The sequence below is a fragment of the Rhodococcus sp. MEB064 genome (genome assembly GCF_000834565.1).
Classification (GTDB): Bacteria; Actinomycetota; Actinomycetes; order Mycobacteriales; family Mycobacteriaceae; genus Rhodococcoides.
Genome location: NZ_JXQS01000026.1, coordinates 61,102 through 77,207 on the forward strand (window position 1 = coordinate 61,102; position 16,106 = coordinate 77,207).

At 67.5% G+C, this 16,106-nt stretch carries 18 protein-coding genes; 11 read left to right on the forward strand and 7 right to left on the reverse strand.

Features of this window, described 5'->3' with window-relative positions:
* Positions 1-94 precede the first annotated feature (94 nt).
* Entirely contained in the window at positions 95-799 is a 705-nt protein-coding gene (locus RU01_RS13380) for a response regulator transcription factor (protein ID WP_231568709.1), read from the forward strand.
* Positions 796-2,172 (forward strand): sensor histidine kinase, encoded by a 1,377-nt coding sequence (locus RU01_RS13385; protein ID WP_042575059.1) that lies wholly within the window; start codon positions 796-798, stop codon positions 2,170-2,172. The genes RU01_RS13380 and RU01_RS13385 overlap by 4 nt, the downstream gene beginning before the upstream one ends.
* Here the strand turns inward: RU01_RS13385 and RU01_RS13390 are convergent.
* Entirely contained in the window at positions 2,156-3,388 is a 1,233-nt protein-coding gene (locus tag RU01_RS13390; protein ID WP_082043096.1) for a multidrug effflux MFS transporter, read from the reverse strand. The two genes, RU01_RS13385 and RU01_RS13390, sit on opposite strands and share 17 nt — an antisense overlap.
* Before the next feature lie 41 nt (positions 3,389-3,429).
* Between RU01_RS13390 and RU01_RS13395 the strand changes: the two genes are divergently transcribed.
* The 4 genes from RU01_RS13395 (at position 3,430) to RU01_RS13410 (ending at position 6,040) form a co-directional block, all read left to right on the forward strand.
* Positions 3,430-3,906 carry a MarR family winged helix-turn-helix transcriptional regulator gene (locus RU01_RS13395; protein ID WP_082043097.1) on the forward strand — a complete coding sequence of 159 codons (477 nt, stop codon included), beginning with the start codon at positions 3,430-3,432 and terminating at the stop codon, positions 3,904-3,906.
* Positions 3,907-3,943: 37 nt separating this feature from the next.
* A complete protein-coding gene (locus tag RU01_RS22515) occupies positions 3,944-4,483 on the forward strand; it encodes a thioesterase family protein (RefSeq protein WP_082043098.1) in 540 nt (179 codons plus the stop codon).
* A gap of 68 nt (positions 4,484-4,551) precedes the next feature.
* Positions 4,552-5,304: a molybdate ABC transporter substrate-binding protein gene (modA, locus tag RU01_RS13405; RefSeq protein ID WP_082043099.1), complete on the forward strand. Its 753-nt coding sequence runs from the start codon at positions 4,552-4,554 to the stop codon at positions 5,302-5,304.
* A gap of 76 nt (positions 5,305-5,380) precedes the next feature.
* Complete coding sequence (locus RU01_RS13410) at positions 5,381-6,040, forward strand: NADPH-dependent F420 reductase (protein ID WP_042575060.1); 660 nt, start codon at positions 5,381-5,383, stop codon at positions 6,038-6,040.
* A 4-nt stretch (positions 6,041-6,044) separates the two neighbouring features.
* Here RU01_RS13410 and RU01_RS13415 read toward each other — a convergent pair whose 3' ends face one another.
* The 3 genes from RU01_RS13415 to RU01_RS13425 are packed head-to-tail and all read right to left on the reverse strand — an operon-like array spanning position 6,045 to position 8,943.
* Positions 6,045-6,590: a DUF6518 family protein gene (locus RU01_RS13415; protein WP_156148912.1), complete on the reverse strand. Its 546-nt coding sequence runs from the start codon at positions 6,588-6,590 to the stop codon at positions 6,045-6,047.
* A 14-nt stretch (positions 6,591-6,604) separates the two neighbouring features.
* The gene (locus RU01_RS13420; RefSeq protein WP_042575061.1) at positions 6,605-7,402 is read right to left on the reverse strand and encodes an enoyl-CoA hydratase-related protein; all 798 of its coding nucleotides are present in this window, start codon (positions 7,400-7,402) and stop codon (positions 6,605-6,607) included.
* Positions 7,399-8,943 (reverse strand): acetyl-CoA acetyltransferase, encoded by a 1,545-nt coding sequence (locus RU01_RS13425; RefSeq protein WP_042575062.1) that lies wholly within the window; start codon positions 8,941-8,943, stop codon positions 7,399-7,401. The genes RU01_RS13420 and RU01_RS13425 overlap by 4 nt, the downstream gene beginning before the upstream one ends.
* A 47-nt stretch (positions 8,944-8,990) precedes the next feature.
* On the opposite strand from RU01_RS13425, the gene RU01_RS13430 reads away from it, so the two are divergent.
* On the forward strand, positions 8,991-9,590 hold the full coding sequence (locus RU01_RS13430; RefSeq protein ID WP_042575063.1) for a TetR/AcrR family transcriptional regulator: 600 nt from the start codon (positions 8,991-8,993) through the stop codon (positions 9,588-9,590).
* Here RU01_RS13430 and RU01_RS13435 read toward each other — a convergent pair.
* On the reverse strand, positions 9,587-10,438 hold the full coding sequence (locus RU01_RS13435; protein ID WP_042575064.1) for an SDR family oxidoreductase: 852 nt from the start codon (positions 10,436-10,438) through the stop codon (positions 9,587-9,589). The genes RU01_RS13430 and RU01_RS13435 overlap by 4 nt on opposite strands.
* A gap of 86 nt (positions 10,439-10,524) precedes the next feature.
* On the opposite strand from RU01_RS13435, the gene RU01_RS13440 reads away from it, so the two are divergent.
* Positions 10,525-11,421: an amidohydrolase family protein gene (locus RU01_RS13440; RefSeq protein ID WP_442970517.1), complete on the forward strand. Its 897-nt coding sequence runs from the start codon at positions 10,525-10,527 to the stop codon at positions 11,419-11,421.
* Positions 11,418-12,278: an LLM class flavin-dependent oxidoreductase gene (locus RU01_RS13445; RefSeq protein ID WP_042575065.1), complete on the forward strand. Its 861-nt coding sequence runs from the start codon at positions 11,418-11,420 to the stop codon at positions 12,276-12,278. Before RU01_RS13440 ends, RU01_RS13445 begins: the two co-directional genes overlap by 4 nt.
* On the opposite strand, the gene RU01_RS13450 is transcribed toward RU01_RS13445, so the two are convergent.
* A complete protein-coding gene (locus tag RU01_RS13450; RefSeq protein ID WP_042575066.1) occupies positions 12,254-13,132 on the reverse strand; it encodes an alpha/beta fold hydrolase in 879 nt (292 codons plus the stop codon). The two genes, RU01_RS13445 and RU01_RS13450, sit on opposite strands and share 25 nt — an antisense overlap.
* A gap of 70 nt (positions 13,133-13,202) precedes the next feature.
* Positions 13,203-14,459 carry a PucR family transcriptional regulator gene (locus RU01_RS13455; RefSeq protein ID WP_042575067.1) on the reverse strand — a complete coding sequence of 419 codons (1,257 nt, stop codon included), beginning with the start codon at positions 14,457-14,459 and terminating at the stop codon, positions 13,203-13,205.
* Positions 14,460-14,594: 135 nt separating this feature from the next.
* Between RU01_RS13455 and RU01_RS13460 the strand changes: the two genes are divergently transcribed.
* Complete coding sequence (locus tag RU01_RS13460) at positions 14,595-15,386, forward strand: SDR family NAD(P)-dependent oxidoreductase (RefSeq protein ID WP_042575068.1); 792 nt, start codon at positions 14,595-14,597, stop codon at positions 15,384-15,386.
* A 79-nt stretch (positions 15,387-15,465) separates the two neighbouring features.
* Positions 15,466-16,098, forward strand: a complete 633-nt coding sequence (locus RU01_RS13465; protein ID WP_042575069.1) for a dihydrofolate reductase family protein — start codon at positions 15,466-15,468, stop codon at positions 16,096-16,098.
* Positions 16,099-16,106: the final 8 nt, after the last annotated feature.

Here is a 16,106-nt window from a genome sequence, read left to right on the forward strand (position 1 = left end):
ACAGTCGGGCGTGGACCTGAAGCCTTCCTGAAGTAGCGCGGTTCGCGGGCTCGTCTTCAGCAAGTCTTCAGGCGCGGACCCGCATAGTGGTGTCGTGAGCGAACGGCGACCGGCACTGACCCCGCGAATTCTCGTGGTCGAGGACAACGAGACGTTGCGGCTGTCCGTGTCCACGGCCATCGCGGACATGGGCGCCGATGTCCGTTCCGCGCCGGACGGGTCGACACTCGAACAGGCGCTGGCGGATCACCGTCCGCACCTCGTCGTTCTGGACATCATGCTTCCGGGTCGCGACGGGCTCGAGCTGCTGCGCGTCGTGAGGCGGTCCGGCGATGCTGCGGTGTTGATGTTGACCGCACGGGACTCGATCTCCGATCGTGTCGCAGGTCTGACCGCCGGCGCGGACGACTATCTGGTGAAGCCGTTCGCCATGGCGGAACTCCTCGCCCGCGTGACCGCCGTGCTCCGTCGACACGGCGCGGTCGCCACGTCGATCGAGTGCGGTGACGTGTCGGTGGACACCGAGTCCGGCGACGCGACACGCTCGGGTCACCACCTGAATCTGACCGCGACGGAGTGGAAGCTGTTGTCCTACCTCGCTGCACAACGGGGTAGGACGGTATCCAAGACCCAGATCCTGACACAGGTGTGGGGCTATGACGCGTACGACGAGAACCTCGTCGAGGTCCACATCAGCGCGCTGCGGCGCAAGCTCGAGGAGTTCGGCCCGCGCATCCTGCACACCCGTCGCGGCATCGGCTACGTGTTGGCCGCCGACACCGTGAGCCCGGCGACATGACGACCTCACCCCGGCGCGGTCTGCGCACCGGATCGCTACGACTGCGATTGCTTCTGTCCGTGATGTCGGTGGTGCTCGTTCTGCTGGTCGGCATCGTGGTCGCCACGACATTTCTCCTGCAACGGCAACTCGAGGCGTCCGCGGGGGACAGCCTCGCCGGCCGCACCGCCACCGCGCAACAGCTGCTGGACAACGGTGCCGATCCCACCGAAATCGTCTCCGCCACACAGGGAGAGAACGTGGCGGCGCAACTGGTGACGACGGACGGTCGCATCGTCGGCGACCTCGCGCTCCGAGCGACGGCACCGCCGCCCGCACTGCGCCCGCCGGCGACCCCGGGGGGCGGCCCGCCGCCGGGACCCCCACCTGGCCCGGAAGAGACTAGGCCGACGCGAGTCTCGACGACGACGCTGACAGACGGATCGGTGTTGACCGTTGCGGTCGACACGTCGTCGATCGACGCCGTGCAGCGTCAGTTGCTGATCGTGCTGATTCCCCTGGTTCTCGTCGCGACCGCGGTCGCGGCTCTGCTCATGGCGGTGGTTGTGGGTGCGTCGCTGCGGCCGCTGCGCAGCATGACATCGCTGGCCCGGTCCATCACCAGAGGTAACCGAGGCGATCGACTCGCTCCGACCCGTTCCGACACCGAACTCGGCGAAACTGCAACGGCTTTCGACGAGATGCTCGACGAGCTCGAAGGCGCCGAGGCGCGGGAACGTGCTGCGGCGGATCGCACGCGGCAGTTCGTCGACGATGCGGCGCACGATCTGAGGACACCGGTGGCGGGCATCTCGGCCGCGGCGGAGACTCTCCTACGTGGCGGCGTCGACACGGATCGCGATGTGCGAGAACGACTGTTGGCGTCGATGATTCGGGAGTCGCGACGCGCGTCCCGGCTGATCGACGACCTTCTGATGTCGGCGCGCACCGATGACGACGTCGACCTGGACCGTCGGCCTCAGGATCTTCTCGCGTTGGTTCGGGCGGATGCGGACCGCGTGCGAGTGATCGCTCCCGACGCGACCGTGGTGGTCGACGGCGAGAGTGTCGTGGCGCGTGTCGACGGTGCACGGTTCGCTCGAATCCTGGCCAACCTCACCGACAATGCCCTCCGCTACGGACCACCCGAGGGGACGGTCACCCTCACCGTCACCAGGTCGGCCGACACCGCGATCGTGACGGTGCAGGATCAGGGACGGGGCATCGCCGAGCACGAGGCCGACCGCATCTTCGACAGGATGGTCCGACTCGACGACGCCCGTTCCACCGAAGGATCGGGGCTCGGACTGACGATCGCGCGCACGTTCGCGCGGGCGCACGGCGGTGACGTCGTGTACGACGGCACCGCCTTCGTCGTCACTGTGCCGGTGTGACCGTACGGGTTCCGACCAGCACCGCGCCGAGCCCGACGACTGCACTGACCAGCATCGCGACGGCCATGGGCACCGCAGTGTCCTCGCCCCCGAGGCCCACCAGCGGCGAGATGACCGCGGCGAGCCCGAACTGCGCCGCCCCCATGACAGCGGAGCCGGTTCCGGCGGCCCGACGGGCTTCGCCGAGGGCGAGCGTGGTGGCGTTGGCGATGATGAAACCGAGGCTGGCCACCGCGAACCACAGCAGGACGAGCGTCGCCCACAGATAGGGCCCGACGACGGCGTCGACGACCAGGAGCGCGGAGAACGTCACCATGGCGACGAGGCCGACTCGCAGCAGCGTTTCCGGACGTACTCGATCGACGAGTTTCGCGTTGGCTCCGCTGGTCACCACGATGCCGAGAGCGTTCGCGGTGAAGGCGATGGAGTACCACGTCGTCGACAAGCCGTGGACTTCCTGGAGTACGAACGGCGACGCCGAGATGTACGCGAACATGACGCCGAATCCGAAGGCGAACGCACCGGCGAAGCCGAGGAAACGCCTGTTGGACAACACCTCCCGAGCATCCCGCATCATGGTGGACACGCCGCCGGTGCTGCGGAGTTCCGCCGGGTGACTCTCCGGCAGCAGGGCGAGCACACCGACGAACATGAGGACGGACACCGCGGCGAGAACCCAGAACACGCCGCGCCACCCGGTCAGGCCGATGACGGTACCGCCGAGCAGCGGAGCGATGACGGGAGCGACGCCGTTCACCAGGACGAGCAGGCTGAACAGCTTCGCTGCCGCCGCGCCGCGTGCACGGTCACTGATGACGGCGCGGGAGAGAACGACGCCGGCGGCACCGGTGAAGCCCTGTACGAACCGGAACACGGTGAGCAGCTCCACCGTCGGGGACCACGCGCACAGAATCGTGGCGATGATCGAGACGAAGGTGCCGATCAGCAGCAGGGGCCGCCTGCCGAAGCGGTCGGACAACGGCCCGATCACCAGGTTTCCGACGGCGAGCCCCACCAGGAACGTGGTGAGAGTCAGCTGGATAGCCGAGGCGCTGACACCGAACTCCTCCGCCATGCGGGGGAACGCCGGGAGGTACATGTCGATGGACAGCGGAGCGACGGCGGCCAGAAGTGCCAGCATCGCGATCACACCGGACGAGACGGGCCGGGCCGCGGTGGAGTCGACGGTGTCGTCGGACCGGGTGTCGACGCTCATCGGATGGCCTCCGTATTGGATATAACTTTATACATACTCACATGAGTAGAATGGCAGCCATGGAGCCCGGAAGTCCAGTGAGCGAGTCCGATGTGATCGACATCGCTCGGGAGGTTCGCGCCCTCGTCTGGTCGCTCCGACGTTTCGGTGAGCGTCAATCCGGCCTGCCCGCTCTCCCTCATTCCGAACTCGAAGTTCTGCGGGTGGTGGTGGGCCATGAGGGGACCACCGTCTCGGACGTCGCCCGCATGCTGGGCTTGCACAGCAGCAACGTCAGCACGACGGTGCGACGTCTGATCGACAAGGGACTGCTCGCGCGGGACACCGATCCCGGTGACAGACGGTCGAGTCGGCTGCATTCCACCGCTACGGCACGGCGGCACGGCGAGATGATCGACGACGTGTGGATCGACGCGATCGGACGCCGACTCGCCGCCATGTCTCCGGAGGACGCAGCCCTGCTCACCCGCGCCGCACCGCTCCTCGCGCACCTCACGTCGATGCCGGCCGAACCCTGACGACTGCGCGAGGCTACGGAACAGTCATAGTGACGCCATGCTGATGTCGCTCCGCCTTCTTCGACAGATGGCGCCGTGGCGCACCGGACACGGTCCCGTGCGCGTCGAACCCACCCGCACCTGGTTCCGAGTCGCGCCGTCCGACCTGGACGTGTTGATGCACATGAACAACGGTCGCTACCTGTCGATACTCGACGCCGGCCGAGTGGACATGTTCGTCCGCGGCGGGTTGTGGCGGACGCTGCGGGGCAAGGGGTGGCATCCCGTCGTCGCGTCGCAGACGATCACCTACGTGCGGTCCCTGACGCTGTGGACCAAATTCTCGGTGTCGACGCGAGTCCTCGGCGTGGATGCGAAGAACGCCTACCTGGAGCAGATCTTCGACGTCGACGGTCGGGTTCACGCGACGGCCGTCGTCGCACTGCGTTTCCTCGACGACACGGGATCGTCCGTTCCCACCGAGAGCATCGTCGCGTTGTTCGGCGCCGACGCCGCTCCCCGTCACCGTCCGGACGCCGAGATTCCTCTGGGCCGCCGAACGCAGCACCTGATCGTCACCGCATTCGACGACGCCTGACCGCCGTATCCGCAGCCGCTGCTATATCGTCGCTTCCGAACCGCACCTGCGGTCAGAAGGAGCGCATCATGCCCAGAACATCCGTGCTCGTCTGCGGGACGGCGGCGTTGGTCGTGGCGATGTCGGCGTGCTCGTCTCCCGACGCCGGAGACACCGTCACGGTGTTCGCCGCCGCGTCGCTGAAGACGACGTTCACCGAGCTGGGGACGCAGTTCGAGCAGTCGCATCCGGGCACCACCGTCACGTTCACCTTCGCGGGCTCGTCGGACCTGCTGTCCCAACTCACGCAAGGTGCGCGCGGCGACGTGTTCGCCTCGGCCGACGCCGCCACCATGCAGAGGGCAGTCGACGCGGATCTGATCGACGGAAACCCGGTGACCTTCGCGACGAACACCCTCACCATCGTCACTCCTCCCGGCAATCCGGCGGGCATCACATCGTTCGCCGATCTGGCGAGACCCGGTACCGACACCGTCGTGTGCGCACCGCAGGTGCCGTGCGGAGCCGCCACCGAGAAGCTGGAGGGCGCCACCGGGGTGACGCTCGCGCCCGTCAGCGAGGAGTCGTCGGTGACGGACGTGCTGGGCAAGGTCACGTCCGGGCAGGCCGACGCCGGACTCGTCTACGTCACGGACGCCTCCGGCGCCGGAGATGCCGTCGACACGGTGGCCTTCCCGGATTCGTCCGGCGCGGTGAACACCTACCCGATCTCCACGTTGACCGACTCTCGCACACCGGACCTCGCGAGCGATTTCATGGACTTCGTGGCCGGCGCCGACGGACAGAAAGTGCTGAGCGAGGCGGGTTTCGGCGCACCCTGACCCACCGGGGGAATGATCCGGGATCCGACGGGGTTGGCCGAGCGAGACGCTCGTCGTACGACCGAAGGAGAATGACGTGAAGATCGGCATCATCGGAGCAGGAGACATCGGCGGCACCCTGACGCGGCGACTGCGCGCTGTCGGCCACGAGGTCGCCGTGTCCAACTCGCGCGATCCCGAGACCCTCGCCGATCTGGCATCCGAGACGGGAGCTACCGCCGTCTGGGCCAAGGACGCCGCGACCGACGCCGACCTGGTCATTGTCAGCATCCCGCAGAAGAACACTCCCGACCTGGCGTCGGGCATCCTGTCCGCGCGCAAGCCCGGAGCGCCGGTCATCGAGACCAACAACTACTACCCGCAGCAACGTGACGGAAAGATCGACGCGATCGAATCCGGAACGCCGGAAAGCGTGTGGGTGTCGGAGGTGCTCGGCGAGCCGGTAGTCAAGGCGTTCAACGGCATCTGGTGGAAGCACCTTCTGAACAAGGGTGTTCCGGCCGGTACCGACGGACGCATCGCACTCCCCATCGCCGGGGACGACGCCGACGCCAAGAAGCTTGTGTCCGAGGTCATCGACGAGATCGGCTTCGACGTCGTTGACACCGGCTCGCTTGCCGACTCCTGGCGTCAGCAGCCCGGAACACCGGTGTACGGCAAGGACTTCGGCACCGATGCGGCTGTCGAGGCACTGGCACAGGCCACCCCCGAGCGCACCGACGAGTGGAAGGCCTGACCGTTCACGCGGCGTCTATCGCGTCGTACAGGGCGTAGAGCCCGAAGGATCCCACCGCGACCGCGACGGAACCGAGCCCTGCGCGGGCTCGGTCCGTCGTGGTCCGGCAGGCGAGCAGAACCACGGCGACGCCGATCGCGGCTTCCACGAGCCACTGAGGCCCTCCCACCACGCCGAGTCCGTACACGGCTTCCCCGAGTACCAGCCCGGCCATGACGGTGGTCCCGATGACCCGACGGCTACCGCGCAGAGCACCGCCGGCAGCGCCGCACACCGCCCCGGCAGCCAGCCCCGCGACGAGAAACACCAACACCTCGCGCCCACTGATGATGCTGGGTGCCAACACTATCCACGACCCGACGAGTGCGAGCATCGACGCGACGCCGAGCAACACGCCACGTCCGCCTTCGCTTCGCGACGCCACCGCGAACGGAACGAGCCCCCAGAGTGCGCTCGTGTTCGCGAGCGCATCCCACGGAGACGGCATCACCGCGAACAGCGTCGCGGCGAGAAGTCCGGTCAGAATTCCGACCGCAATCGCTGTCGGCACGCCGCGCGCTCGGGTCAGTGTCCCGTCCACCGAGGCGCGCGTTTCTCCATGAACGCCATGATGCCCTCGACCGTGTCGGACGAGGTGGAGAGCCGCGCCAGTGCCCGGTCCGTCTCCGCCCACGCTGCGGATTCGGACGGGATACGGCCGTCCTCGATGCCGCGCGCGATCACCTTGCTGGCCTTGATGGCCAGAGGCGCCCCTGCACTGATCTTCTCGGCCAGCTCCAGCGCGGTGTCGAGGACGCGTTCCGGCTCCACGACGTGATTCACCAATCCCCATCGGGCCGCATCCTGCGCGGTCATGGGCTCACCGGTGAGGATCAGCTCCATCGCGATCGCCCGCGGAATGGCGTCGACGAGCCGGAACAGCCCGCCCGCGCCGGCTATCAACCCCCGATGCACCTCGGGTAGCCCGAATCGCGCTGTGGTGGAGGCGATCACCAGGTCTCCGGACAGAGCGATCTCGGTGCCGCCGCCGAGCGCATTTCCCGTGACTGCGACGATGACGGGCGTCGAGATGGGGTGCCTCGTGATGCCGGCGAAGCCCCAGTGCGCCGTCTCGGGAGGCGTGACTCCGTCGGGCCCACGCGTACCGAGGGCCTTGAGGTCAGCCCCTCCGCAGAACGTGGAATCCCCTGTCGCCGTGAGGACGACGGTACGGATGGTGTCGTCCCCGTCCGCTCGTTCCCACGCTTCCCCGAGAAGGGTATGCACCTCGGCGTTCACGCTGTTCGCCGCTCTCGGGCGGTTGATCGTCACCAGCAGAACGTGATCGCGCACTTCGGTGAGGACGGCATCCTGATCGGTCATAGCGGTACGTCCTTGTCGGTTCGGTTCATCGTGACGGTCAGAGTTCCGTCGTGGTCGATCACGTCGATCTCGAGACCGACGACGGACGTGTCGGACTCGGTCGTCGCGGCGTGGAGAGCGGCTGCGACATCGGCGCCGGCATGACCCGCGACGCGTTCTCCCGCAGGTGTTCTGGCCACGATCAGCGCCTGGTCGGGCGCCCCGTCGCGGCCGAACATGACGGTGGCCGTCTCGACGACCGCCGGTCCGTCGTAGCTGTGCACGACGGACACCGGATCCGTCGACAGGGAGACCGCGTCGGGATTCCCGATGTACCCGTCCTCGTGTGCCGCTGTCGACAACAGGATCGTGTGCTGGTGCGTGAGATAACCCCCGTTGGCATGGACCATCGCGACTGCCGGAGACCCACTCCCGCGTGCCGTGCGCAGCAGCCTGGTCGACTCCGCGACGGCGTGCAGCGAATAGCTGCTGAGAGGACCGCCGAAGAACGAATGTCCGCCGAGCACCGTCGGTGTCGAGTCGGGCGACAGTCCCAGTTCGTCGATCAACAGCATCGGCACGACGGGGAAGCAACTGTAGGCGTCGACGACGGTCAGGTCCGCACCGGTCACGCCCGCCGCCGACAACGTGGTGCGCACCGCCTCACGGAGGGCGGGTGAGTGATCGAACGTGCTGCGCGCGAGTAGGTCCGGGGTGTCCGAAACACCGGCACCGCCCCACAGGTAGACGAGGCGATCGTCCGGCACGCCCGCGTCGCGCGCCGCTGCCAACGAGCAGACCAGGACGGCGGCTGCCTGATCCACGAACGGCATGGCATTCATGGCGAGCGGGTAGCAGTCGGACACCGCGCGATTCGTCGAGTCGACGGTGGAGATGCTGTCGGGGGTGCGCTCGACCGGGCTCCAGGCGACCGGGTGCCGGGCAGCGACGCACGAGAAGCGGGAGTACAACTCTGCCGACGCACGCAGGGACTCGGTCGGGCGAACGCCGAGTCGGTGAGCGCGAGCAATGTCGAAGAGGGGGTAGATCTGAACGGGTGCCAGAATCGCGGCGCGCTGCATCTCGGCGCTGCCGAGGTCGTCGGGGCTGAAGGTCGGCGGGCCACCCGGCGCGGTGAGCCATCCGATGTCCGCTGGGTTCGTACCCGATTTGGTCAACGCGCGCACCGACGCCTGGGTTTCACTGCCGATCACCAGCGCGGCAGTGGTCAGCCCCTCGGCTATGTCGTGGCCCACCTGATCCATCAGGCGCGCAGGATGGTGCCCACCGATCGAACTGGTCGACCGCCTCGACGCCTCGACACCCAGACGGTCGGCGACCAGCGCGGGCAGGTCCTCGTAGTTCCAACTCGTCGTCCGGACGGCGTGGATGGCATCGATATTCGCGGTCAGTGTCGATACGCCCGTGTCCGCGATCGCCGCCTCGACTGCACGGAGCACCAGGTCGAGTGGTTCGACCGGGTCGGCAGACGTGCCGGCGCTTCCGGATACGACGTCGCCGACGCCCACGACGACCGGAATGCGCTCTGTTGCGTGTGACATGGAGACAGCTTATTACAGACACCAATTGTCTGTAATAAGCTGGTGCCATGGAGACGAGCGGAGAATCGGTCCGACGTGGGCGGCCCCGCGATCCGTCCATGGAATCGCGGGTCTACGGCGCCGTCGTCGACGTGTACTGGCGGACGGGGTGGGCCGGGTTCACCATCGATGCCGTCGCCAAGACCGGCGGGGTCGGACGCGCCGCCATCTACCGACGCTGGCCCACGAAGGAAGATCTGCTCACCGGCGCCCTGGAAGCGGTACTGCCGCTGGTCGATCCCATCGACACCGGCTCACTGACGACGGACCTGGCCGAGCTGGCCCGGCAGCTACTCACGGGCTACCGGGACTCCTCGGGTCTCATCGCGGTCCGTGTCGCCCTGGACGCGCGCGTCTATCCCGATCTGCTCGAAGCGCTGACCGCCACCATCAGCACCAGCCGGTTCACGGCAGCACGGGAGATCGTGCGTCGAGCGGTTGCCCGCGGCGAACTGCCCGAGAGCACTCGCACCACACTGCTTCTCGAAATGCTCACGGGCGCAGTCCTCAGCCGTGTCCTGTTCGCCCACGACGCATCGATTCCGACCGATGACGATGCGTACGTCGACGACCTGGTGGCGGCCGTGCTGACGAGCGTGCAGCGCTAGGCGCGAGGATCCGGAACCGAGACCTGCCCACGCGCCCTGTCCTCGTACGCGCGACGACGTTCGGTATCGACGTCGGCCAGGAAGATCTGCTCCGATCCGAAACTGCGACTGACGAATTCGCCGAGTCGACGCGGCATGAACCGCTGACTGACGACAATGGCGCCGGCCATGGCAGGAATGCGAACCTTCGGCCGCGGGCGCTGGATCAATCGGACCACCGCCTGCGCGATGTCCTCGGGCTCGGCCTTCTTCATGAACGGCACACTGCGTGTCCCGGACGCGAGTTCGGTGTTCACGAACCACGGAAGCACGAGGGAGAACTCGACACCCGACGACCGGTACTCCAACCGAGCCGCTTCGGTGAACGCGATGACTGCCGACTTGCTCGCGCAGTAGGTCGCCAGACCGGGTGCCACCGTCTCCCCCGCCATCGACGCGATGTTGATGACGTGTCCGCGCCTGTTCGGTGCCATCCGGCGCAGCGCGGCTTTCGTCCCGGTGATGACGCCGTGCACGTTGACGTCCATGATCCGCCGGGCGACCACATCGGTTTCGTCCGTCAACGCACCGACGGGCATGATGCCCGCATTGTTGACGACCACGTCGACGGGTCCGAGTTCACGCTCGACCAGATCGAGGAAGGCGTCGAACGACGCTGGATCGGTCACGTCGAGCGTCGTGTGTGCGTGGACGTTCGCGGACGCTGCTGCGCTGTCCAGCGCCCGCGCGTCCACATCGCCGATGGCCACCTTCGCGCCGCCGTCGACGAGGGCTCGCGCCGTGGCGAGCCCGATTCCGCGCGCGCCACCGGTGATGGCCACGACTCGTCCCTGCAGTGATCCCGTCATGCAGCTATTACAGACATGGTTTGTCTGTAAGTCAAGGATCCGACATCTCCGCCGGCGCACCCGCACGGGGTGCGAGGATCGACTGCGTGCAGAACCGTGACGACGACATCCGCAACGTCCACCGTGTGCTCGACGACCTCGAGCTCGCGTCGATCGTCGACGTCCACACCCACTTCATGCCCCACCAGGTTCTGGCGAAGGTCTGGAACTACTTCGACACCGTCGACGAGCGGTTGGGCAGGGCCTGGCCGATCGAGTACCGCGTGGACGAGGACGCGCGTACCGAACTCCTGCGCGAATACCGGGTCGGCACCTTCACGTCCTTGCTCTATCCCCACAAGCCGGGCATGGCGCAGTGGCTCAACACATGGGCGGGCGAGTTCGCGGACCGCACGCCCGACTGCGTGCGCACGGCGACCTTCTACGCCGAACCCGGCGCCGGCGCGTACATCCGCGCGGCACTCGAGGACGGTGTCGGCGTCGTCAAATGCCATGTCCAGGTGGGAGCCTTCGATGTGCTCGACCCGCACCTCGACGAGGTCTGGGCCCTGCTCGACGATGCACGGGTGCCCGTCGTGATCCACTGCGGGTCGGGACCGGAAGCCGGCCCCTACACCGGCCCGACGCCTATCGGTGCTCTGCTGCAACGATTCCCGACACTGACACTCCTGATCGCGCACATGGGCATGCCCGAGTACGACGAGTTCCTCACCCTCGCCGAGACCTACGACAACGTCGGCCTGGACACCACGATGGTGTTCACGAAGTTCATGGAAGACGTCGCGCCGTACCCGCGGGAAGCACTGCCTCGCCTGAAAGACCTCCAGCACAAGATCGTGTTCGGCAGCGACTTCCCCAACATTCCGTATCCCTATGCCCACGCTCTCGAGAGTGTCGTCGGACTCGGCCTCGGTGACGAGTGGTGTCGCGCTGTGCTGCACGACAACTGGTCACGTTTCCGCCGTCCGGAGCGTGTCTCGTGACCACTCCGCGGCTCGGCATCGCCTTCACCCCTGCACACGACCCGGCTCGGCTGATCGACGTCGCCCGCGCCGCCGACGCGGCCGGATTGGACGAGTTCTGGCTGTGGGAGGACTGCTTCAGCCACGGCGGTTTAACTACCGCGGCAACAGTTCTCGCCAGTACCGACCGGATACAGGTCGGACTGGGCCTCATGCCCGCACCGCTGCGCAACGTCGCGCTGTGCGCCATGGAGGTCGCCTCGCTGCATCGCCTGTTCCCCGGCCGCTTCCTCGCCGGCGTCGGACACGGGGTGCAGCGCTGGATGGGGCAGACCGGCGCCCGCGTCGCGTCTCCCATGACCCTGCTCGACGAGTACTCGACAGCCTTGCGCGCTCTACTCCGCGGCGACGAGGTCACCGTCGACGGCCGGTACGTCACGCTCGATGCCGTGCGGCTGCAGTGGCCGGCGCCGGACGAACCGTTCTTTCTCGGCGGCACCGGCCCGAAGACGCTGCGCTACGCGGCATCCCGCTCGGACGGCACCCTGTTCGCTGCCTCGATGTCGGACGACGAACTGGCCGCGTCGTGCGCCGAGGTGATCGCAGCGCGGCGATCGGCCGACCACCGCATCATCGCTCCTCGACTGGTGGCTGTGGGCGCCGATGCCGATGACCGCATTCGCGACGAGGTCGCGCGGTGGGGCAAGTCCGATGCGCACGGACTCGCTGTCACGGGCAGCGCAGCAGACGTGGCCCGCGAGGTGACCAGGTTGGGGCAGATGGGAATCACGTCCGTCGTCGCCCACCCGACCGACGACGAGCCGGATCTGGAGGGACTGATCGAGGTGCTCGGTCAGACGGCCGCGGCACTGCGCTGAGCGGCCGACGGAACACGGTGTGCAGCGAGGAAGTCGAGAAGCACGGGGGCGAAGGATGCGGCATCCTCGAAGAACGGAAAGTGGCTGCCTCCCTCGGCTCTGGTGAAGACGCGTAGTTCGGCACCAGGGATCCGGTCGGCGGTCCATGCCTGGGACGCCGTCGACACGTGGCTGACCTCGCCGCCGATCACGAGAGTGGGGACGTCGATGCCGGGCAACACGTCTCGCCAGTCCTGCATGATGTGATCGAACAGGAGCCGCGCACCCCACGCGGCCGGCATCCGAAGGTTCTCGCGGTAGAGCCATTCCACGTCGTCGGCGCCGATGTCCGGGGAGAGCATCGACACCAGGAACGCGTGGCGGATCGCGTCGCTCTCGGGAGAGGTCAGCGATGCCACGAAAGCGTCGGCACCCGCCACGTCCAGGATCGCACCCGCATCCTTGCCGTCCTCCGCCGTCATCCACGGCAGGACGGCGCAGGCGCTCGGCTGGTCCACGACGACGAGAGAGTCGACGCGGGACGATCCATGGGTGTCCAGGTAGCTCCAGGCGACCGAGGCGCCCAACGAATGCCCGACCAGGCATGCTCGATCCACGTCGAGAGCGTCGAGTACCTCGTGCAGATCGGCTGCCAGCCGCGCGACACGCGCGCCAGTCGCCGGCTTGCCCGACTCTCCGTGTCCACGGAGGTCGAAAGACACCACCCGATGAGTGGGAGCGAGCAGCGGGATCACGCGGTCGAACATCGCCCGAGACTGCGACCATCCGTGCATCAGCACCAGGGTGTCACCGGTCGATCCGGGACCGCTGTCTCTGACGTCGAGTGCACACCCGTCGCTGGTGGTGACCATCATGGTTGCGGCTCCTCGGGTCGGTGCCGGCGGAGACACCGACTGAGCGAGTGTCGCGCCATGGTGACCTGTGTCACCACCTCGGTCCGTCGGGATGCGCGGTGCCTCGATCCTCGTTCTGTCGGAACTGCGAGGTCAGGTCATGCAGGTGCAGCCCCAGATGAAGCTGCAGCCGGTCCCGTCCCGAGTCGAGATCGAGTGACGTGATCTCCCGTATGCGGTCCAACCGGTAGTACAGCGACGTCCGATGCATGTGGAGCTCGGCAGCCGTCCTCGCGACGGAGCCACCGTTGTCGAGGAACGACCGCAGCGTCGACGTCAGCCGTCCCGACGGGTCCTTCTCCATGAGGCGGCGCAGCGGTAACGGGACGGATTCCGGGACCATCACCTCGGCGGGAAGCTCGAGCAGCACCGCGTCCACCCCGAGGTCGTCCCAGAAGACGACATCATCGGACGGTGCTCGTGACGCGACGTCCGCGCGGTGGCGAGCACGCCACGCGCCTGCGCGTCCCTCGGTCGAGATGCCGACACCGACGGCGCAGCGATAGGAGCCGGCCCCCAGCACCCGATCGAGGCCGTCCGCCACCCGGCGGACGTGCTCGAGTATTCCCGCACGAGTCGGAACCACATCGGACGTGAGCAGAAGGAGCGCGCGGTCCTCGTCCACCAGGTGCTGCGCAGTGGCGCCGCGTGTCCGTGCCGCCATGTCGACGGCCACCTGCAGCGCAGTCGCGACCGAGGCATCCGGTGTGCCCAGCGCGGTGACGACGAACGACACCACGGTCACGCACGCCGACCCCGTCGGCCCCCCATTCCTTACGAACCACGCCTCGGCGGCGCGCCGAGCGGCCTCGTCGTTGCCGAGGAGATCGCGCAACGCTGCCGTCCGCTCGACGGAGGCCTCGCCGGATGCGATGGAGCCCGCATGCATCACGGATGCGACGTCCCGGCTCACCTTCTCGATGTGCCGGATCTCCTCCGGAGTGAGCGAACCGTCGGCGTCGATGACCATGAGGAAACCGAGTAACCACCCCGGCCCGTGCAGCGGCACACACAGCCGCGCGGTCAGCCCCAGGTCCGGGCTCGCCTCGAGGACGTGCGCTCCGTGCCACCGTCCGGCGCCTCGCGACAGAACGTACCGGCCGACGTCGGCACCGGCGTCGCGTTGCAACACCGCGCGGACGCGCACGGCGTCCTCGTCGCCGAAATGCCTGCTCGCACAGATCAACCGGATTGCCGGGTCGTCGACCACGACCGACCGGCCGAGATGTTCGGCGAGAGCGTCGATCAGCTCCAGGAGGCGAGCATCGACGCTCGGGGTGGCCGTCATGGATGTCAGCCTCGCAGTTCTTCCTACAGATGGTGGAAGTTTCACGCCGACGCTCGACGCGGCGCCCTGGTTCGAGGGCCTACCACTCGACGACCATCGAGACGTCACGTTCGCCCTCGGAATTCGGAGCCCGCCATGCCATCGTCACTGTCCGGCCGTGTCGTGCTCGTGTTCGGCGCAGGGTCGAGCGGTACAGCCATGAGCAACGGCCGCGCCGCCGCACTCGCCTATGCCAGGGCCGGGGCGACGGTGGTAGCAATCGACCGGGATCCCGCCCAGGCCGAGCTGACGGCGAAGGAGATCGTGAAAGCCGGCGGACGAGCGATGGCAATCGCCGCGGACATCACGGACGAGGACGGCGTACGCGACGCCGTCGACGCCGCCGCACACTCCGTCGGACCGCCCACGATCCTGCACAACAACGTCGGGTCGGTGACCACCGGACAGGTCACCGACCTGAGCCTCGACCGGTGGAACGCCGCGCTGTCGCTCAATCTCACCGGGGTGTTCCTCACCTGCAAGTACACGATTCCGTGGATGCTCTCGGTGGGGCGCGGGGCGATTGTGAACGTCTCCTCGCTGGCGAGCATCCGGTACACCGGGTACTCCTATCCCGCCTACGCCGCCGGAAAGGCCGGAGTGAATCAGCTGACCGTGGCGCTGGCGCTGGAATACGCCGCGTTCGGTATCCGGGTGAACGCGATCCTGCCGGGGCTGATCGACACACCCCTGGTCTCGCACACCCTGGTGGACGACGCGTCTCGCGAGACCGCACTCGCCGCCCGCCACGCCTCCAGTCCGACCGGACGGATGGGCACGCCACAGGACGTGGCCAATGCGGCTGTCTTTCTCGCCTCGGACGATGCGGCGTACATCAACGGGGTCTGCCTTCCCGTCGACGGTGGCCTGGCGGCGAGGAGCGTGTGAACCTCGACAGCGTCCAGCGATGACTTCCTGACCGTGCGGTGGTCCATACCGTCACACACGTGACGCGAGGAGACACACCATGGGAACGATCACGATCGAGATGTTCGCGACGCTCGATCTCGTCGGACAGGCGCCGGGCGGGCCCGACGAGGACCCCGAAGGGTTCCCGTTCGGCGGCTGGCAGGCGCCCCTGATCGACGACGTCACCGGAGCACAGGTCGACGCGGCCTACCGAGGCACCGATGCGCTGCTGCTCGGGAGACGGACCTATGACATCTTCGCTGCGTACTGGCCTCACCAACAGGGCGGGCCGGACGACGGTATAGCGAAACTCTTCAACAGGATTCCCAAGTACGTCGCCTCGCGCGACCGGCGCACGCTCGACTGGGCCGGATCCTCGGTACTGGGCCCTGATCTGCCGACCGCCGTGCGCGAGATCCGACAGCGGCATCACGACATCAAGGTCGTGGGCAGCCTGGACCTGGTGCAGACGCTGGTGCGGGAGCGGTTGTTCGACCGTCTCGACCTCTGGGTTCATCCGATCCTGTTGGGTGTCGGCAAGAAGGTGTTCGACGCGGGCACCGTGCCGTCGAATCTGACACTGACGGCGCCTCCGCAGGCGAGCCCCGGCGGCACTGTCCTGCTGCAGTACGCAGTCACGGACAGTGCTCCGACCACCGGTGATATGAGCGCACCGCAGCGGGGGATGTAGCTGAACCT